General features: G+C 57.8%; 17 protein-coding genes. 10 read left to right on the top strand and 7 right to left on the bottom strand.

What is annotated here, in order from left to right:
* The first annotated feature begins 52 nt into the window (after positions 1-52).
* Positions 53-574, top strand: a complete 522-nt coding sequence (locus MHN28_RS11765) for a glutathione peroxidase (RefSeq protein WP_239339313.1) — start codon at positions 53-55, stop codon at positions 572-574.
* Here MHN28_RS11765 and MHN28_RS11760 read toward each other — a convergent pair.
* The gene (locus MHN28_RS11760) at positions 550-1437 is read right to left on the bottom strand and encodes a DMT family transporter (RefSeq protein ID WP_239339311.1); all 888 of its coding nucleotides are present in this window, start codon (positions 1435-1437) and stop codon (positions 550-552) included. The genes MHN28_RS11765 and MHN28_RS11760 overlap by 25 nt on opposite strands.
* 181 nt (positions 1438-1618) lie before the next feature.
* Between MHN28_RS11760 and MHN28_RS11755 the strand changes: the two genes are divergently transcribed.
* Both MHN28_RS11755 and MHN28_RS11750 read left to right on the top strand, forming a co-directional pair.
* Positions 1619-2815, top strand: coding sequence for a BCCT family transporter (locus tag MHN28_RS11755; protein ID WP_239340337.1), 1197 nt, complete (start codon positions 1619-1621; stop codon positions 2813-2815).
* A gap of 230 nt (positions 2816-3045) precedes the next feature.
* Positions 3046-3513, top strand: coding sequence for a nuclear transport factor 2 family protein (locus MHN28_RS11750; RefSeq protein ID WP_239339309.1), 468 nt, complete (start codon positions 3046-3048; stop codon positions 3511-3513).
* 126 nt (positions 3514-3639) lie between these two features.
* On the opposite strand, the gene MHN28_RS11745 is transcribed toward MHN28_RS11750, so the two are convergent.
* The 4 genes from MHN28_RS11745 to MHN28_RS11730 all read right to left on the bottom strand — a co-directional run bounded on the left by MHN28_RS11745 (position 3640) and on the right by MHN28_RS11730 (position 8339).
* Positions 3640-3927 (bottom strand): HU family DNA-binding protein, encoded by a 288-nt coding sequence (locus tag MHN28_RS11745; RefSeq protein ID WP_039533371.1) that lies wholly within the window; start codon positions 3925-3927, stop codon positions 3640-3642.
* Between the two features lie 130 nt (positions 3928-4057).
* Complete coding sequence (locus MHN28_RS11740; protein ID WP_239339307.1) at positions 4058-5521, bottom strand: AMP nucleosidase; 1464 nt, start codon at positions 5519-5521, stop codon at positions 4058-4060.
* The gene (gene ade, locus MHN28_RS11735; protein WP_239339305.1) at positions 5518-7320 is read right to left on the bottom strand and encodes an adenine deaminase; all 1803 of its coding nucleotides are present in this window, start codon (positions 7318-7320) and stop codon (positions 5518-5520) included. Before ade ends, MHN28_RS11740 begins: the two co-directional genes overlap by 4 nt.
* A gap of 143 nt (positions 7321-7463) precedes the next feature.
* A complete protein-coding gene (locus MHN28_RS11730) occupies positions 7464-8339 on the bottom strand; it encodes a LysR family transcriptional regulator (RefSeq protein ID WP_239339303.1) in 876 nt (291 codons plus the stop codon).
* A gap of 118 nt (positions 8340-8457) precedes the next feature.
* Between MHN28_RS11730 and MHN28_RS11725 the strand changes: the two genes are divergently transcribed.
* Both MHN28_RS11725 and MHN28_RS11720 read left to right on the top strand, forming a co-directional pair.
* Complete coding sequence (locus tag MHN28_RS11725; RefSeq protein ID WP_239339301.1) at positions 8458-9213, top strand: class II aldolase and adducin N-terminal domain-containing protein; 756 nt, start codon at positions 8458-8460, stop codon at positions 9211-9213.
* 22 nt (positions 9214-9235) lie between these two features.
* Positions 9236-10225 (top strand): sterol desaturase family protein, encoded by a 990-nt coding sequence (locus MHN28_RS11720; RefSeq protein WP_239339296.1) that lies wholly within the window; start codon positions 9236-9238, stop codon positions 10223-10225.
* On the opposite strand, the gene MHN28_RS11715 is transcribed toward MHN28_RS11720, so the two are convergent.
* Complete coding sequence (locus MHN28_RS11715; RefSeq protein ID WP_239339294.1) at positions 10222-11163, bottom strand: GlxA family transcriptional regulator; 942 nt, start codon at positions 11161-11163, stop codon at positions 10222-10224. The two genes, MHN28_RS11720 and MHN28_RS11715, sit on opposite strands and share 4 nt — an antisense overlap.
* A 77-nt stretch (positions 11164-11240) precedes the next feature.
* Here MHN28_RS11715 and MHN28_RS11710 point away from each other — a divergent pair, with 77 nt between their 5' ends.
* Genes MHN28_RS11710 through MHN28_RS11700 form a run of 3 tightly spaced genes read left to right on the top strand, consistent with a single transcriptional unit; the run spans position 11241 to position 15209 of the window.
* Positions 11241-12401, top strand: coding sequence for an acyl-CoA dehydrogenase family protein (locus MHN28_RS11710; protein ID WP_239339292.1), 1161 nt, complete (start codon positions 11241-11243; stop codon positions 12399-12401).
* A 16-nt stretch (positions 12402-12417) separates the two neighbouring features.
* Positions 12418-14433 carry an acetate--CoA ligase family protein gene (locus MHN28_RS11705; RefSeq protein WP_239339290.1) on the top strand — a complete coding sequence of 672 codons (2016 nt, stop codon included), beginning with the start codon at positions 12418-12420 and terminating at the stop codon, positions 14431-14433.
* A complete protein-coding gene (locus tag MHN28_RS11700; protein ID WP_239339288.1) occupies positions 14430-15209 on the top strand; it encodes a carnitinyl-CoA dehydratase in 780 nt (259 codons plus the stop codon). Before MHN28_RS11705 ends, MHN28_RS11700 begins: the two co-directional genes overlap by 4 nt.
* Before the next feature lie 6 nt (positions 15210-15215).
* On the opposite strand, the gene MHN28_RS11695 is transcribed toward MHN28_RS11700, so the two are convergent.
* Positions 15216-15848: a class I SAM-dependent methyltransferase gene (locus tag MHN28_RS11695; RefSeq protein ID WP_239339286.1), complete on the bottom strand. Its 633-nt coding sequence runs from the start codon at positions 15846-15848 to the stop codon at positions 15216-15218.
* A 90-nt stretch (positions 15849-15938) separates the two neighbouring features.
* Between MHN28_RS11695 and MHN28_RS11690 the strand changes: the two genes are divergently transcribed.
* On the top strand, positions 15939-16784 hold the full coding sequence (locus MHN28_RS11690; protein WP_239339284.1) for an SDR family oxidoreductase: 846 nt from the start codon (positions 15939-15941) through the stop codon (positions 16782-16784).
* Between the two features lie 268 nt (positions 16785-17052).
* The gene (gene katG, locus MHN28_RS11685) at positions 17053-19254 is read left to right on the top strand and encodes a catalase/peroxidase HPI (protein ID WP_239339281.1); all 2202 of its coding nucleotides are present in this window, start codon (positions 17053-17055) and stop codon (positions 19252-19254) included.
* Positions 19255-19645 lie beyond the last annotated feature (391 nt).

Below are 19645 nucleotides of genomic sequence, written 5' to 3'. Positions count from 1 at the left end.
TGTGATCCGATTGCCGAAAGGGCACGTAATTCACAATAAAGGAGGTGCCGCCATGTTCAGAATGCTTCTTTTATTTGCCCTGCTGTTGGTCGCCCGCGCGGTGCAAGCTGCACCTTTGACCGGAGAGTTTAACTCGATCGACGGGGGCACATTGTCTATCGAAGACTGGCGAGGGCAGCCCGTTCTGGTGGTCAACACAGCGTCCCAATGCGGGTTCACAGGGCAGTATGCAAGTTTGCAGAAGGTTCATGATATCTATGCCGAGAGGGGCTTGGTGGTTTTGGCCGTCCCGTCGGATTCGTTCAATCAGGAACTGGGATCAGCCGAAGAGGTCAAGCAATTCTGCGAGATGAACTATGGCCTGACCCTGCCCATGACCGACATCACTCCGGTCAAAGGGGCCGGCGCGCATCCGTTTTACAGGGCGGTCGCCCAGCAAACGGGTTTTGTGCCCAAGTGGAATTTCAACAAGGTCCTGATTGATCCGGCAGGCGAGGTGGTTGCGACCTATGGGTCCAACGTCAAACCGGACTCGCCCAAGTTGTTGCGTCAGGTTGAAGCTTTGCTGCGTTGATCGGGTTGCCGGGACAGCTGCACTGCCAGAATGCCCAGCGTTGTGATGCCCACCCCTACTGCATCCATGAGGTTGAGTTTTTCGCCCAACAACAGCGCTGCAATTGCGACACCGAACACCGGGTTCAGAAAGTGAAATGTTGCAGCGCGGATCGCACCAATTCGGTTCAGTAATAAGAACCAGATCAGTGTCGCAAGCAGTCCCGGGAACAGCGTTGTGTAAGCAAAGGCAAGCATCCACGGTACGTTGGGGTGGATGTATATGGCCTCGAAGACGGGGGCGGCAACAAACAGAACGGCCGCGCCCACGAGCATCTGAAGCCCGACCACCATCATGAAATTGCCGCCCGAGGTTGCCCCGCGCACGGCGAGGGTCGCAAAGCTGAGCGCAAGTGCCCCCAGCCCACACAGCATGACGCCGAACAGGTCGGCACCCGCACTGATCCGACTGCTCATGATCAGCGCCACGCCGGCGAATCCGGCCAGCAATCCGACTACACCCAATGGCCGCAGTTTTTCATGAAACAGCGCCCAACTGGCAAGGGCGACGATCAATGGCATTGTTGATGCAATAATGGCCGCAACGGACGCTTCGACCGTTTGCATCGCGTAGAAATTCAGGCCCAAATAAAGGGCATTTTGGCAAATTCCGAACAGGATGGTTGCATGCCACTGGGCGCGGGTCAGCTTCCAGCTTTGGCCCATGGCGCGGGCAATCGCGACCCCCAGAAGTCCCGAAATCAGAAACCGCAATGCCAGCGAAAACAAAGGCGAGGCGTCGGCAACGATGATCCGCGCCGAGGTAAAGGCTGATGACCAGATAAAGGCAAATGCCAGCCCCATGGCTATGGCGCGCAGATCCATGGCGACCCCTTCCCGAACGCCGCGACTGTTTCCGAAATTCCTGCGTCGCGCAAGCGCCACGCGTCAAAAACATCACAGGTCAGGTCTGTCGGGCACAACGGCGTCATGATTGTTGATTGATTGGTCAATTAACGCTATGCGATCCGCACTCTGACTAACCAAGGGAGGTATGTTGGTGCTTCTGGAGTACATTCTGTCTTTTGGCGTCCTGCTGGCATTGGGCCTGGTCGCTTTCTTCGTCGTGAAGTGGTGGAACCTGCGCTGTGTGGGCGTGACGCCCGTGCATCTGTTCACCTTCATCGCGATCCTGTTCACTTCCGGATTGGACGTGGGGCTGATCATGTTCCCGCTGACCGAATTCGGCGGTTATGCCGAGGAACCGGCCTATGCGTTCGCCAACCCGCTGGCCATCGAGTTCGGGTTCTGGGGCTTTCTGATTTGGGCTTTCTACTTCCTGACAGCATTCTACTTCTGCGTCATTGAACCCCGCGTAAAGTTCTTTGAGATCCCACTGGTCAAGCTGATCAACAACGTGGTGATCATCGGCACCTGCGCCTTCACCGCCAGCCTTTTCCTGATCTACCTGCCAGGCTACCTGCCTGAAGTGGGCGATGGTGAATCTGTTGTTTCGACCTTCTACATCATCGTGTTTGTGGTCATTCTGGCGGCGGCGTACTCGTCGACCGACCTGAAATACGTGCGTATCCTGTCGGTTGGCTCGACCTTCCTGTTCCTTGCGCTGATCATCGGCATGTGGGCGGCCGCGGGCATGGGAATGACCGGATTTGTCGAAACCGGCAGCAATATTGGCGCCTATTTCGCGAATATCCACAAGTTCGTACTGCCGCTGACCGACTACCACGCCTTCTACCTGTTCTGGTGGTTCGCATGGTCGATCATGATCGGCCAGTTCACCTCGCGCTTTGTCGGTGGTTTGACCACATGGCAGCTACTGGCTGCTCTGCTAATCTTTCCGTCGATCCCGCTGGGTATCTGGTTCACCGTTCTCTACTACTATCACCTGAACGGCATCAGCACCGCAGGCATCACCAACATTGCTATGGTGATCGTGGGCGTAACCTTCGTGATCAACTCGCTGGACTCGTTGATCCGTCTCTACACCGACAACCTGAACCTGACGGTCGAGCGCTTCGGCAAGGCGATCTATGTGGGCGGCAACGTCGCGCTGCTGTTCGTCCTGACCCTGCTGTTCCAGAGCCAGTGGCTGCAGATCCAGTGGATCGGTGCCGTTGTTGTTGGGCTATACCTGGCCTGCGTGGTCTATATCCTGATCGCCAAGCGAAAAGAGGTGCTGAGCATCGATTCAATGCCCGAGGACCGCGATCTGGACTTCCATAAGGTCGAGACGGTTCACTGATCAGTCGTAGGTAAGAATCAGAAACGGGCGCTTTTAGCGCCCGTTTTTTTGTACTCGCGATTTCTATCTGCGGCTGTGTTCGTAGCGTCGGTTTTTCGTCGGACGAGAAAGAATGGTGCCGCAGAGACTTTCGTGCAACTAGGCAGCGGGCAAAGCTAGAACGGTGGGGCGTGCATTCTAAGTGGTCATGGGACTACACTAACTGCAGCCAACGCGCTGCTGAGGGCAGTGTGGCAGCAATCACCAGCGTATTTTTGCAACGAGGTTGGAACATGTTCAGCGAAGCCAGATACCAAGAATACATAAGTGACTTTAACTCAACTTTTGTCGGCGGGCTGTCTCTGCCAGAATTTTTCGATAAGTACTACGAACAAGATGCTACATTTGAGTATGTGCCGCAGGCCCGTAAAAACATTGGTCGAGAAGAAGTTCTGAAATTTTGGGGCGGGGTTGGCGACAAGATGCAAGAGGTTATTCTTGCCCACACGCACTACCTGGCAAACGAAACTACAGTGGCGTCAGAAGCACCGATAGACTTCCTGTGCAGAGAGGACGTTGAGTGGAACGGAGTTCCTTACAAAGCGGGTACAAAATTCCGCCTAATGATGTGTGCGTTTTACGACGTAAGCCCTAACAACAAGTTCACCTATGTCAGAGTGTATTCGATTTACAATCCGGCATACACACCGAAGCAGTGATTTCGGGCCGCCGAAACAGAAAGTAGGGCCTGAAGTAAGGAATTACGAAAGATCGGTGTCTAGATGCGGAAATGAAAAAGGGCCCCCAAACGGCGGCCCTTGATCATATCGCAGTGAAAGCTGAAATCAGCCGTTCACGCTGTCCTTCAGAGCTTTCGCAATGGTCATTTTGACCACTTTGTCCGCTTCTTTCTTGAACTGCTCGCCTGTGGCGGGGTTGCGCACCATGCGCTCGGGGCGTTCGCGGCAGTAGATTTTACCAACGCCGGGCAGGGTCACTGCGCCACCAGCCGAAACTTCGCGTGTGATCAGGCCGGTCATGGCCTCAAGCGCAGCGTTCGCGGCTTTTTTGTCCGTTCCCATTTCCTCAGCGAGAGCAGCCACCAGCTGAGTCTTTGTCATAGGCTTTGCCATTTCTTGGTCTCCTTAACGTGCCCGAAACATAGGGCCTCACCGCGTAACTGTAACGGGATATTGTGGGCGAACACAACGAATAGTAGCGCCGAAAACCCTAAAAATATGGGGAAAACGTTGCTTTTTTGCGTCAGAGAAAGGCCGTTTCGTCGAATGAACGCAATTTCCGGCTGTGTAGACGCTCCAGCGGCATGCCTCTCAGATGCTCCATCGCCCGAATTCCGATGGCCAGATGGCGGCTCACCTGCGTGGTATAAAACGCAGAAGCCATGCCGGGCAACTTTAATTCGCCGTGCAAGGGCTTGTCCGAAACGCACAGCAATGTGCCGTAGGGAACGCGGAAGCGATAGCCATTTGCAGCGATGGTGGCGCTTTCCATATCCAGCGCAATCGCGCGGGATTGGCTAAGCCGCTGTACCGGGCCGGATTGATCACGCAGCTCCCAGTTTCGGTTATCGACTGAGGCGACGGTGCCTGTACGCATGATGCGTTTGAGCTCATACCCTTCCAGTTCCGTCACTTCGGCGACAGCGCTTTCCAGCGCGACCTGAACTTCGGCCAGTGGTGGGATCGGGACCCAGACCGGCAAATCATCGTCCAGCACCTTGTCCTCGCGCAGATAGGCGTGGGCCAGTACGAAATCGCCAAGTGCCTGTGTATTGCGCAGGCCAGCGCAGTGGCCGACCATCAGCCAGGCATGGGGTCGCAATACCGCGATGTGATCGGTCGCCGTTTTGGCGTTTGATGGACCGACGCCGATATTGACCAGCGTGATCCCCGACCCGTCCGCCCGTTTCAGGTGGTAGGTCGGCATCTGCGGCAGTTTCAACGGCTGGATAAGCTCGGCCTTGGGATCGGTGATCTCGACATTGCCGGTCGAGACAAAGCTGGTGTAGCCGCTTTCGGGATCGGCCAGTTGTTCGCGCGCGTAATTTTCGAATTCGGACACGTAGAACTGGTAGTTCGTGAACAGGACGTGGTTCTGGAAATGGCTGGGGTCCGTCGCAGTGTAATGCGCCAGCCGGGCCAGTGAGTAATCCACACGCTGCGCTGTGAACAGAGCCAGCGGGCCGACCTCGGCCTCGGGGTCGTACACTCCGTTCACGATGTCATCATTGGTGGTGGTCAGGTCGGGCACGTCAAAAACGTCGCGCAATGTGAACCCGGCTGCGCCCTGTTGCGGGACGTGCAGATCGGGGTTGTTGGCCACCGCGAAATGAACCGGAATCGGTGTTTCTGATGCACCAATCGTCACCGGTTGATCGTGGTTCTTGATCAGCAATGCGATCTGCTGGGTCAGGTAATACCGAAACAAGTCGGGTCGGGTGACCGTCGTTGCGTGAATGCCCGGTTCCGAGACGTGACCGAAACTCAACCGGCTATCGACATGGGCATAGGACGACGTTCTTATGCGAATTTCCGGGTAATAGGCTCTGTATCGGGCTGTTAGTGCGCCTTGCTTCATCGCTTCGGCAAAGCTGTCGCACAGAAAACGTGTCGCTTGTTCGTATAGTTCTTCCAGACGGGCCACGGCGGCCTTGGGATCGGTGAATTGCTCGGGTTTTGGTGCGTCGGGTGTTTTTATTATTGTCATGCAAGTGGTTCCAGAAGATCGATTTTTTCAAAGGTGCGCACGTCCACCAGGCCCAGGTCTGAGATCCGCAATTCGGGAATAACAACCAGCGCCAGCAGTGAGTGCTGCATATATGCGTTGTTAAGCGTGCAACCGCAGGCTTCCATCGCCACGACCATGTCTTCGGCTTTGGCAGCCACTTGGGAGGCAGGGCTGTCTGACATCAGGCCCGCGATGGGCAATTCGACAAGTGCCAGTTCTTGCCCATCGCGGAAGATGGTGATGCCGCCGCCGACTTCGGCCAATCGGTTGGCGGCCAGTGCCATTTGCTCGCGGTCGGTACCGACGACAATCATGTGATGGCTGTCATGCGCAACGGTCGAGGCCATGGCCATTTTGCCCTGATATCCAAATCCCGAGACAAAGGCATTGGTCACGCCGCCCGTGGCCCGGTGTCGTTCGACCAGTGCGATCTGGCAGACATCGCCTTCGCCTTCGACCAACCCTTCAATGATTGGAAGTTCGGCTTTCAAGGCTTTGGTTGGGGCTTGGTTTTCAACCACTCCGATCACATTGGCCTGCACCCGGTTGGCGCCGGTTGGCGCTTCGATTTCGAAATCGGTCGCGGTCAAAGCGTGCCCCAGATGAACAGTGTTCCGCGCCGAATCCGGCCAGTTGTAGTGTGGGCAGTCCACGGTGATCTCACCATGCTCGGCCACGATTTGGCCGCGTGCGATCACGGTTTCGATGGGCAGTTCCTTCAGGTCCGAGCTGAGGATGACATCCGCACGTCGCCCCGGTGTGATTGACCCGATTTCACGCTCCAGTCCAAAATGAGTCGCGGTGTTGATCGTTGCCATCTGCAGCGCGACCAGAGGATCACATCCGCAGGCAATGGCGTGCCGAACGACGCGGTTCATATGCCCGTCATTGACCAATGTGCCCGAGTGGCAGTCATCGGTGCACAGGATGAAGTTCCTCGGGTCCAGGCCTTTCTCGGTGACCGCCGTGATCTGGCTTTCCACATCAAACCAGGCCGAACCCAGCCGCATCATCGACCGCATGCCCTGACGAACGCGCGCAATGGCATCGGCCTCGCAGGTGCCTTCGTGATCGTCCGCCGGACCTCCGGCCACATAAGCCGCAAAATCAGGCCCTAAATCAGGGGAAGCGTAGTGACCGCCAACGGTTTTACCCGCGCGTTGCGTTGCGGCGATTTCGGCCAGCATCTTGGGGTCGCCGTTGATAACACCCGGGAAATTCATCATCTCACCCAGTCCGATGATTCCGGGCCAGTTCATGGCTTCGGCCACGTCCTCAGGTGTGATTTCGTATCCGGTGGTTTCCAGCCCGGGCGCCGACGGCGCACAGGATGGCATCTGCGTGAAGATGTTCACCGGCTGCATCATTGCTTCGTCATGCATCATGCGTACGCCATCGAGACCCAGCACATTGGCGATTTCATGCGGGTCGGCGAACATGCTGGTGGTGCCATGCGGAATAACGGCACGCGCAAACTCAGCGGGTGTCAGCATCCCTGATTCGATATGCATATGCGCGTCGCACAGACCAGGGATCATATAACGGCCGGCCGCTTCGATGATCTGCGTGTCGGGCCCCACGCAATGCGACGCATCCGGGCCGACAAAGGCCACGCGCCCATTCGCTATGGCAATGTCATGATCAGGCAGGCATTCGCGGCTGTGAACGTTTACCCAGATTCCGCCACGGATCACCATGTCCGCAGGTTCGCGACCAGCGGCAACAGCAATCAAACGAGGGGCGACATCGGGCCAACTTGGGAAAGGTGTGTATTCCATGGCCCAACTTTCCCGAATGCGCGGAAAGGTTCAACCCCTCGCGAACACGTATCATCAAACCGTCACGCAGCGCGCCAGCGCTGCCCGGCCCAACCAGAAGAGGTGCCCTGAAAGGGCATTGATGATGGGCGGGAGCGCTCCGCCTACATTGGCAGGTCAGCGGCCATTTCGCGGCGGACCCAATCGGCAAAAGCGACGGCACCAGGGCTTTCCTCTGCGCGTGGTGACAGCAGCAAGTAATATGCTTCGGGCATGGCTGAGCGGTGAGGGAAAGGAGCGACCAACCGACCTTGTTTGATCAGGCTGCGCGCGATGGTGTCATGGGCCAGACACAACCCACCTCCTACCATCGCCACGGATAGGCTGACGAGGTATGTGGTCGAGTAGGTTATTGCGGGATTCTCCCAGTTTAGACCCTGGTCTTCGACCCATTCCTGCCAATTCGACAACAGGTTCGAGCAATCAAAAAGCGGCTGTTGTTGCAGCGTCTCCAGTGTCACCTCGAATCCCGGCGCGCAGACCGGATAATAGTATTCGGTTCTCAGCAACTCGGTCCGAACCGTATCCGAAGGCCGCAGCGAGTAGCGAATTTCCACCGCAGCCCCGTCGGCCATTTCCCGGGGCTCCCAAAGTTCGGTGAAGATGTTCAGTTGCACCTCCGGATGCTGGGCGCGGAAATCCGGCAGTCTTGGTGCCAGCCAATTGACCGCGAAGGTGATGTTGCTCTGAACCTGTACGGCGTTCTGTTGAGCTCCGGTAACGGCCTGCGTTCCGCGAACCAGCGTCCGAAAAGCCTCGCGTACAACGGGCAGATAGGTGATCCCTGCCTCGGTCAGTTCCAGCGCTCGCGGACGCCGCAAAAACAGCGGCTGGCCAAGGTATCCTTCCAGCGACTTGATCTGCTGACTGACCGCGCTTTGGGTCATGTTCAGGTCCCGGGCGGCACCTGTAAAGGACAAGTGCCGGGCCGCAGCCTCGAACGTGCGCAGCCAACCCAGCGGAGGGAGCGTCTTCTGCATGTGCATAACCTTGCCATTAGTTCAGCTTATGGGATAGTTGCGTTTTTTTCGTTGGTCAAACATTTGCGTCGCAGGCACGATTTCCCAAAGTTCTCAGCTATCCGCAAAGGAGCACGGAATGAGTGTCACCAACCTGCGCGCCAATATCGACCATTGGGCCGAACGCGTGGACCTTGCCGCAACGTTTCGCTGGGTCGAACGTTTGAACATGCATGAAGGCGTGGCCAACCACTTTAGCCTTGCGGTGAACCCGGACGGTACCCAGTTTCTGATGAACCCGAACCAGATGCATTTTGCTCGGGTCAAAGCATCAAATCTGCTGTTTCTGGATGCCAATGACGCCGAGGTCATGAACCAGCCTGGTGCCCCCGATCCAACGGCTTGGGGATTGCACGGATCAATCCATCGTCATTGCCCGCATGCGCGCTGCGTGATGCATGTGCATTCGATCTTTGCGACAGTTCTGGCCTCGCTGGCGGACAGCACGCTTCCTCCGATCGATCAGAACACAGCCACATTCTACAACCGGTATGTCATCGATCAGGAATTCGGTGGCCTTGCATTCGAAAGCGAGGGTGAACGCTGTGCATCCATGCTGTCGGACCCCAAAAAGAAGGTCATGATCATGGGCAATCACGGTGTGCTCGTGATCGGCAGTGACCCGGCAGATGCCTTTAACAGGCTCTATTATTTCGAGCGTGCGGCAGAAACTTACATTCGCGTGCTGCAAACCGGCCAGCCATTGCGTGTGCTGCCAGACGAGATCGCCGAGAAGACCGCGCAGGAACTGGAAGACTATCCGGATCAGGCCGAAGCGCATCTGCGAGAGATCAAGGCTCTGCTGGATGCGGAAGGCTCGGACTACGCCACCTGACCACCTCGATAGAGTATTTGCCATGTCTGACACTGCCCAGGATCCTGAAGCTGCCCGCTGGAACTATCACCCTGAAGGTCCGGTGAAGCTGAACCCTTTGTTCAATTGGCCCCCGCGCCCTTCCGCCGTGCTGAAATGGTACGGCGGGGCATGGCTTCAGATCACGTCGCTGACCTTGTGTCTGACAATGGCCGTCATTGCCTACGCGTTCTTCTTCCCTTCGCTAGAATCGATGCAGAGTTTTGCTCCGGGGTGGATGTTCCGCATCTGGCTGATGAACATGGTGCCTCAGATTCTGGTCGCGGGTGGGCTGCACTGGTGGCTGTACATGCGAAAAGGGCAGGGCATGTACAAAAAGTTCGACCGCCGAGACCTGACCCGCAACAACGGTACGTTCACGTTCCGTAGTCAGGTTCTGGACAATATCTGGTGGACGCTGGGCAGCGCGATGTCTGTGGCGACCGTGTATCAGTGGATCATCTACTGGGCGATGGCCAACGGATATGTGCCAACCGTCACATGGGCCAGTGCGCCGGTATGGTGCGTCGTCTGGATGGCGTTAATACCCATGTGGTCGGGCCTTCACTTCTATTGGGTGCACAGGTTGGAGCATCATCCCAAGCTCTATAAACACGTTCACGCCGTGCATCATCGCAATGTGAACACTGGTCCATGGTCGGGGATATCAAACCACTGGTACGAAAACCTGCTGTATTTCTCGACCTACTTTGTCCATCTGATTGTGCCCTCGCACCCGATGCACGTGCTGTTCCATGCATATTTCCAGCAGATCAGCCCCGTGTTGTCTCATTCCGGTTTCGAAAAGCTGAAAGCAGGCGACGCGGAGGCCGCCCGGGCCGGAGATTTCTTTCACCAGCTCCATCACCGGTACTTCGAGTGCAACTACGGCACCTCTGAGATCCCTTTCGACAAGTGGTTTGGAACGTATCATGACGGCTCGGCCGAGGCGACGACACGCACGCGCGCCTACAAAAAGCAGATGTACACCTAGCCTGCCCGTAAAGCGCGCGGCGTGATGCCGAACTCTGCTTTGAACGCACGTGTCAGGGCGCTTGGGTCGTCATAGCCCGCGCGCAGGGCAATTTCGCCAATGCTCATGTCGGTTTCGGAAACCAGCTTGCGCGCCAGATCTAGCCGCAGACGCCGATAAACCTGCGCGGGCCCAGCACCAAGCTCAGCTTGCATCCGGACGGACAGCGCTTTTTGCGACCGTCCGACCCGACGGGCGATCTCGGACACAGGCAAAGGCGACTCGAGATTCTCCTGCATCAGGGCCAGCGCCTTGTTGACGTAACCGCTCGTCGCGCCTACGCCGCCAGTATGGGAGCGCGCGGAATCACGGGTCATGAACAGCTGAGATACCTCCAGGGCCAGCGCCTGCCCCTGATCCCGACCGACCAGATGCAGGACAAGATCAAAGGCCGCCATGGCCCCCGAACAGGTGACGCGGTTTCGATCGATGACATAGCGTTCGCGTTGCGCATCGACCTCTGGGAAACTTTCGGTGAATCCGGTCAACTCTTCCCAGTGGATCGTAGCGCGATGCCCGTCCAAAAGCCCGGCCAAAGCCAACAGCCAGCTGCCGGTGTCGAGCCCCGCCAGAACCGTAAAACGTTGGTCGGCAGAGCGGAGGCCCGAGAGGGTGCGCCAACCCCCATGCGCGCGGAACCCATAGGATGGCATCACCATCAGCATGTCGCCGCTGGCGGTCTGCAAGGTCCCATGCGGTGCAACCTGCAGTCCGGATGACGATGTCACCGTCCCGGTGTCCAGCGCAAGGAACTGCCAGTCATACAACTTGCGCCCCGCCAGTGTGTTTGCGGCCCGCAAGGGCTCGACCGTGTTGGCGAGACAATGGTTCGAGAATCCGTCGAACAGAAGAACCCCTATTTGCTGCGGTGCAGAGGGTGATTTTGTCCAAACTTGCATGATTAACGTCTATTTCTGCACGTTTCAAATTTCAAGCCGCGTCAGGATATGCGCAACACCGGAATTGGAGACGCCCGATGCAATATGGATTGTCCGACGAACAGGAGATGATCGTCTCAACCGTTCGCAGCTTTGTCGAAAACGAAATCTACCCGCATGAAGAACTGGTCGAGCGCACCCGCGAGGTGCCGCAGGAAATCGCGGATGAGATCAAACGCAAGACGATTGAGCTGGGTTTCTATGCCTGTAACTTCCCAGAAAGCGTGGGCTGTGCCGGGTTAAACCATCTCGAATTTGCGCTGGTGGAGCGCGAGCTGGGCCGCGGTTCCATGGCGCTGAACCACTTCTTCGGACGTCCTCAGAACATTCTGATGGCGTGTGAGGGCGAACAGGTCGAACGCTACTTGATGCCGGCCGTGCGGGGCGAAAAGATGGACGCGCTGGCGATGACCGAACCCGGTGCCGGGTCGGATGTGCGCGGTATGAAATGCGCAGCCGTCCGGGACGGTGGCGATTGGGTGGTCAATGGCACCAAGCATTTCATCTCGGGCGCAGAACATGCGGATTTCATCATCGTCTTCATCGCAACCGGAGAGGATCAGACGCCGAAAGGCCCAAAAAAGCGGATCACGGCGTTTCTGGTTGATCGCGGGACGCCCGGGTTCACTATCCGGGATGGGTATAAGTCCGTCAGCCACCGTGGTTACAAGAACATGGTGCTGGATTTCGACGACTGCCGCCTGCCGGACAGTCAGGTTCTGGGCGAAGTCGATGGCGGGTTCGACGTCATGAACACATGGCTCTATGCGACTCGTATCACGGTTGCCGCCATGTCCGTGGGCCGCGCGCGCCGTGCTTTCGATTACGCGCTGGATTATTCCGCCACGCGCGAACAGTTCGGTCAGAAGATCGGCAAGTTTCAGGGCGTATCCTTTCAGATCGCGGACATGATTACCGAGATCGACGCGGCGGACCTGTTGACGCTGGCCGCTGCGGATCGGCTGGACAAAGGCCTGCCTGCCAACCGCGAAATCGCCTCGGCAAAGCTCTATGCGTCTGAGATGCTGGCGCGCGTTACCGATGCCGCCATTCAGATCCACGGTGGTATGGGGCTGATGGACGACTACCCGCTGGAACGGTTCTGGCGTGACGCGCGGGTTGAGCGCATTTGGGATGGCACCAGCGAAATCCAACGGCACATCATCAGCCGCGATTTGCTGAGGGCGCTCGGTGCGTGACGATAGGGGCGGCCTGATGTCTTCGCTGTCACGCGTCCTGAAACCCACATCGATAGCCGTGATCGGCGGCGGCGCATGGTGCGCCGCTGTCATCGAACAGGCCCGAAAGTTTGGCTTTCGGGGCGAAATCTGGCCCGTCCATCCAAAGGCGGGCCAAATCGCGGGTGAACAGGCCTTTGCCAGTCTGGAAGCGCTGCCCGGCGCGCCGGACGTTGCATTCATTGGTATCAACCGCCATGCGACGATCGAAACAGTAGCTGTTTTGGCCTCGATGGGAGCAGGGGGCGCGGTGTGTTTTGCCTCGGGATTTACCGAGGCGCGTGCTGAAGACGATCAGGGCGCGGATCTACAGGTTCAGTTGGTTCAGGCGGCAGGTGACATGCCCATTCTTGGGCCGAATTGCTATGGATTTATAAATGGGTTGGATCGTGCCGCCGTTTGGCCCGATCAGCATGGTATGCGACCCGTGGATCGCGGCGTGGCGATCCTGACCCAAAGCTCGAACATCGCCATCAATATGACGATGCAGCGCCGCGCCTTGCCGTTGGCCTTTATGCTGACCAGCGGAAATCAGGCGCAGACCCATCAGGCCGACATCGCCTCGGCACTGCTGGATGATGACCGGATCACCGCGATTGGTCTGCATATCGAAGGCTTCGGCGATCTGCGCAAATGGGAAGCGTTGTCCCAAAAGGCGCGGGATCGAAACGTTCCGATCATTGCTCTGAAAATGGGTCGCTCAGCCCATGCGCAGGCGGCGGCGATTTCCCACACGGCCTCGTTGGCCGGTGGCGATGCGGGCGCGCAGGTGTTTCTGGATCGGCTCGGGATCGCGCGATTGGCGGATATTCCCAGCTTTCTTGAATGCCTCAAGCTACTGCATGTGACCGGTCGGCTTGACCATAATGGTCTGGGTTCGATCAGCTGCTCCGGCGGCGAAGCCAGTCTGGCAGCCGACATGGCGGAAGGTCGTGCGGTGCATTTTCCGCCGCTGACAGATACGCAAAAGGATGATTTGCGCGCCGCATTGGGGCCAATGGTGGCTTTAGCGAACCCGCTGGACTACCACACCTATATTTGGCGGGACACTGCGGCGATGACGCGGGCATGGGCCGCCATGATGGGTCCGGAACAGGCGCTGACGATGGCGATCGTCGACTATCCGCACACGGATGCGACGGATTGGGAATGTGCCACGCAGGCCGCTTTGAATTGTGTGGAACAGACGGGGCGCAGATTTGCAGTGACCGCAACATTGCCGGAGCTGATGCCCGAAAACATCGCACAGCGTTTGTTGGACGGCGGCGTGGTCCCATTTTCCGGCCTTCACGAGGCATTGGCGGCCGTGGAAGCTGCTGCATGCCCACAAACTGAAGGGTCTGACCCGGTCATGCTGCCCTCAGCCTCGGTTGCAGACCAGGTTTTGACCGAGGCTGAGGCCAAGCACGCATTGGCGGGTTTCGGGGTCCGCATACCCAGAAGCACTGTTGTGCCTGCAGAAGCGGTGACCGAGGCCGCAGCTGACCTGACGGGTCCATTCGCCGTCAAAGGAGTTGGGCTGGCGCACAAATCCGAGCATGCGGCGGTCCGTCTTGGGATTGCCATCGCCGACGTCACCGAGGTCGCAGCGGATATCGGTACCGAAGAAGTTCTGCTTGAAGAAATGGCAACCGGTGGCGTGGCGGAACTGTTGGTGGGTGTAACGCGTGACCCGGCTCATGGTTTCGTTTTGACCTTGGGCGCAGGCGGTGTGTTGACGGAAATCCTGCGCGACTCGGTGTCTTTGCTGATCCCATCCTCTCGTAACGCAGTGCAAGAGGCGCTGGGCAGGTTGAACTGCGCCCCGCTTTTGGCGGGGTATCGCGGGAAGCCGGCTGCGGACATGGGATCGGTTCTGGCCACGGTTGAGGCCGTTCAGGCCTATGTCATTGCCAATGCAGCCCACGTCAGCGAAGTTGAAATCAATCCCCTGATCTGCACGCCGGATGGCGCGGTGGCGGTGGATGCTCTGATCCGAAAGGCAAGTTCATGAACCCGGTCAAAACCAAGCGCGAAGGCGCCATTCTCGAAGTCACCCTGGATCGCCCCAAGGCCAACGCCATTGATCTGGCGACCAGCCGCATCATGGGCGAGGTGTTTCGCAACTTTCGGGACGATCCTGACTTGCGCGTTGCTATCGTAACGGGTGGGGGCGAAAAGTTCTTTTGCCCCGGCTGGGATCTGAAAGCTGCCGCTGATGGAGACGCCGTAGATGGCGATTATGGCGTCGGCGGATTTGGCGGTTTACAGGAACTGCGGGATATGAATAAGCCGGTCATCGCAGCCGTCAACGGAATCGCCTGTGGCGGCGGGTTGGAACTGGCCCTGAGTGCAGACATGATCATCGCGGCGGATCACGCTAGTTTTGCATTGCCGGAAATCCGCTCGGGCACGGTGGCTGATGCGGCCAGTGTCAAACTGCCCAAGCGCATCCCTTATCACATCGCAATGGAACTGCTGCTGACAGGACGTTGGTTCGACCCGCAGGAGGCCAAAAACTGGGGATTGGTCAACGAAGTCATGCCGGGCGATCAACTGATGGACCGCGCGTGGGAACTGGCGCGTCTTTTGGCCAGCGGACCGCCCCTTGTCTACGCCGCGATCAAAGAGATCGTGCGGGACGCCGAAGATTCAAAGTTTCAGGACGCCATGAACCGGATCACTGGGCGGCAATTGCCAACAGTCGATACTCTGTACGGATCGGAAGACAATCTGGAAGGCGCTCGCGCTTTTGCTGAAAAACGCGATCCTGTCTGGAAAGGGCGGTAGGTTAGCCTAAACGCGTTCGAATAAGGCAATCAGCGCAGTGTCATCTTTGTTGGGACCGGAGGCAAGATCGCCATAGATGCGGACTTCGGGCAGGGCCAGATTGCGTATCTGGTCTTGCGCCAAAAGGTGCAGGGCCTCGGCAAAGCCCAGTTTCTCGTAATGCTGGGCGTTGATCGACAGGGCGAACTGTGCGCCCGGGCGGGCCACGCGCAACAAGGCAGGCAGGGCTTCTGGGCCGAGGTGGCCATGGGTGAATGTGCCGGACGAGACAATGCCGGAATAGCTTTCGCGCGGAACCGGGATGCCTTCATTCAGATCGGCCTCGATCGCATCGCGGTAGATGTCTTTGCGCATCGCCTGTTCCAGCATCTCGCCGCTGATATCTGTGGCGTCGATCGGGCCAACGCCCAACCGGGCCAGAACCGCACCGCACAACCCGGTGCCGGCACCGACATCTAGTACTGGCCCTTGTCCTCCGGCGCCGACAAAGGCGCGGGCGGTGTGGATGTGGAGTTGATAGTCCTCACGCGTGGCAAAGCCTTCGTCATAATCCCCGGCCCATTCCGCATAAAGACGCTTGTGGCCTTCCGGTGATTCCAACGCATAGGCTGCCTGCAGGTCTGGTGTTTTTTCACTCATGCCCAAAAGAAAGGCGCATTGAGGGATTCGAATCAAGTATCTGCGTGCAGATGCTTGCATCCCGTGAATTTGCGGATCATCTAGGAACGCATGACAGGTACTCTCTTTTCGTTTGGTCACGGGTATTCGGCGCAGGCCTTGTCCCGGCAATTGAAACCCAATGGATGGCGCATCTTTGGCACCACGCGTGACCCGGCCCAATCGCAAGCGATCAGGGCGTCCGGGGCCGAGCCGGTAATCTGGCCCGGACACACGCCTGAGTTGGATGGGGTGACACACCTGCTGATCTCGACGGCGCCCAACGCGCAGGGGGATCCGGTTCTGGCTGCGATGCAGGATGAAATCGCGGAACGTGCGGCGCAGTTTGAATGGGTCGGCTATCTGTCGACTACTGCGGTATACGGAGATCATCAAGGCGCTTGGGTAGATGAAACGACACCCGCGACCCCAACGGCCGAGCGCGGTAAGTGGCGGGTTCACGCCGAAGAGCAATGGCGTGGCATACCCGGCCTGCCAACGCATATCTTCCGTCTGGCCGGTATCTATGGCCCGGGACGCGGTCCGTTCTCTAAGTTGAAACGTGTGGGTATGCGGCGGATCATCAAACCCGGCCAGGTCTTTTCGCGCATCCACGTTGCCGACATCGCGCAGGTTCTTTCGGCGTCGATGGCCGCGCCCAATCCGGGGGCGATTTACAATGTGTGCGATGACGAACCAGTCCCGCCACAGGATGTCATCGCCTATGCGGCCGAGTTGCAGGGCCTACCGCTACCGCCCGAAGTGTCATTTGACGAGGCGGATATGACCCCGATGGCACGCAGCTTTTACAATGAAAACAAACGCGTCAGGAATGACCGTATCAAGGATGAGTTGGGGGTTTCCCTGCATTATCCAGACTACAGGGTCGGGCTGAAGTCTCTGATGATCGACGACTAGAGGTCGGACGGTTCCGGGGCGAGTTGCCCTGTGCTTACTTTGATAGGTTTTGATTATAGAAATCATCTATAAACAAAACTTATTTGCATGGTTTGAATCTGCTACTTCTGGCGGCGACAAGACAAGAGTCGCCGATACCTCTGCTGGAATGCGCGCAATCCAGGCCGCGCATCTAAAAGAGGTAAAAGTGTCATCTATATATGTTCTTGATCGCCCGAGTTTTCCACCGCGCGACTGAGCCGGATTTTAGCCAGGATTGGAGATCGACATGGACGGAAGTGATAACCCCCAAACGGGCGGATGCCCTGTAATGCACGGCGCAGGAAGCCGGTCGAACCGGGATTGGTGGCCAAACCAGCTGAACCTGTCGCTTCTGCACCAGAACGCGCCTGCGTCGAACCCGCTGGGGCCTGATTTCGATTACGCCGAAGAGTTCAAGAAGCTGGACATGAAGGCACTGAAGGAAGACCTCTTTGCGCTGATGACGGATTCGCAGGACTGGTGGCCAGCGGACTATGGTCACTATGGCGGCCTGTTCATCCGCATGGCCTGGCACAGCGCCGGGACGTACCGGACGGCGGATGGTCGCGGCGGAGCCTCAACCGGCAACCAGCGGTTCGCGCCGCTGAACAGCTGGCCGGATAACGGCAACCTCGATAAAGCGCGCCGTCTGCTGTGGCCGATCAAGCAGAAGTATGGCAACCAGATCTCGTGGGCCGACCTGATGATCCTTGCTGGTAACTGCGCAATTGAATCGATGGGCGGCAAGACTTTTGGTTTCGCTGGTGGTCGTGAAGACATCTGGGCGCCGGAAGAAGACATCTATTGGGGTTCTGAAACCGACTGGCTGGCCCCCACCGACAACCCGCACAGCCGTTATTCGGGCGAACGCGATCTGGAAAACCCTCTGGCCGCCGTTCAGATGGGTCTGATCTATGTGAACCCGGAAGGTCCGGATGGTGAGCCGAACGTTCTGGCCTCGGGCCGCGATATCCGCGACACCTTTGGCCGGATGGCAATGAATGACGAGGAAACTGTCGCTCTGGTTGCCGGTGGCCACACCTTTGGTAAAGCTCACGGTGCTGGTGATCCCGATTTGGTCGGTCCAGAGCCCGAAGCCGCTCCGATCGAAGAGATGGGCTTGGGCTGGATCAACAAGTTCGGCTCGGGTGTGGGTGACGACACTACAACCTCGGGCATCGAGGGCGCGTGGACCGCGAATCCGATCAAATGGGACAACGGCTATTTCGACTTGCTGTTCAAATATGAGTGGAACCTGACCAAGAGCCCAGCGGGCGCGTATATCTGGGAACCGATCGGTGTCAAAGAAGAAGACATGGCTCCGGCGGCCGGCGATCCGACCAAGAAGGTCAAGACCATGATGACCACCGCCGACATGGCGATGCGCATGGATCCGATCTATGGGCCGATCTCGAAGCGCTTCCATGAGAACCCGGAAGAGTTCGCAGACGCCTTCGCCCGTGCTTGGTTCAAGCTGACTCACCGCGATATGGGGCCGCGTTCGAATTACATCGGACCGGAAGCACCAACTGAGGAGTTGATCTGGCAGGATAACGTCCCTGCTGTGGATCACGAACTGGTCAATGATGGGGATGTGGCAGACCTGAAGGCCAGGATCGCCGCAACCGGTCTGTCTGTGTCCGAACTGGTCGCGACCGCATGGGCGTCAGCCTCGACCTTCCGTGGGTCGGACAAACGTGGCGGCGCCAATGGAGCCCGTATCCGCCTTGCACCGCAGAAAGACTGGGATGTGAACGAGCCACTGAAACTATCCAAAGTGCTAGACGCTCTGGAAGGCGTTCAGAGTGCTTTCAACGATGCGCAGGCGGGCGACAAGAAAGTGTCTTTGGCCGATGTCATCGTTCTTGCCGGAGCATCTGGTGTTGAACAAGCTGCCAAGGCGGCGGGTATTGATGTCGAGGTTCCGTTCACTCCGGGCCGCACCGATGCGACTCAGGATCAGACGGACGTGGACAGCATGGCGGTTCTGGAACCAGTTGCTGATGGTTTCCGCAACTATCAGAAGGCCGAGTACGCAGTCTCGCCCGAAGAGTTGCTGGTAGACCGGGCGCAGTTGTTGACATTGTCGGCCCCGGAGATGACCGCACTTGTCGGTGGCCTGCGGGTTCTGGGTGCCAACTTTGGTGACACCAAGCACGGTGTCTTCACAGATCGGGTTGGTGTGCTGAGCAACGACTTCTTCACCAACATTCTGGACATGGGCACCGAATGGAAGCCTGCAGGCAATGGTATCTATGAAGGTCGTGACCTTTCCAGTGGTGAGATCAAATGGACCGGCACCCGCGTCGATCTGGTCTTCGGCTCGAACTCGCAACTGCGGGCGCTGACTGAGGTCTATGGTCAGGCCGACGCCGAAGGCAAATTTGTCTGCGACTTTGTTTCGGCCTGGAACAAGGTGATGAACGCGGATCGTTTCGATCTGAAGTAATTCCGCGCTCATTACTGTGATTACGCCGCTCGGGGAGACTCGGGCGGCGTTTTCTTTGGTCCGGGTCTCGGGTGCATACCCAGCACTGGGTACGATTCCGCCGAAAGACTGAATTCTCTCGCTGTTCAAGCAGCTTGCGAGCGGACCGGAGGCGTGAATTCTAAAGCTAACCTGTTGTTTTCATTAACATGAACAAGTTTCTGCAGAGAAATGTGAAGTTTTTCCAAAATAGGGGTTGCAGGTCCCAGACCTAATCCGTAAATACCCCTTCACCGGCGCTGCTGAGGCGCTCGGGACGCGGCGGAAGCGGCGGAGACGCTCGGGAGAGACCGGGGGCATCTTGAGGGACTGAGTAGGCGGGCGCGCTGAGGGATTGGCGCAACGGTCTGGT

Source organism: Ruegeria sp. Ofav3-42 (genome assembly GCF_022347725.1).
Classification (GTDB): domain Bacteria; phylum Pseudomonadota; class Alphaproteobacteria; order Rhodobacterales; family Rhodobacteraceae; genus Ruegeria.
Note: the sequence above shows the minus strand (reverse complement) of the source record. Positions and strands in the feature narration are given on the sequence as shown.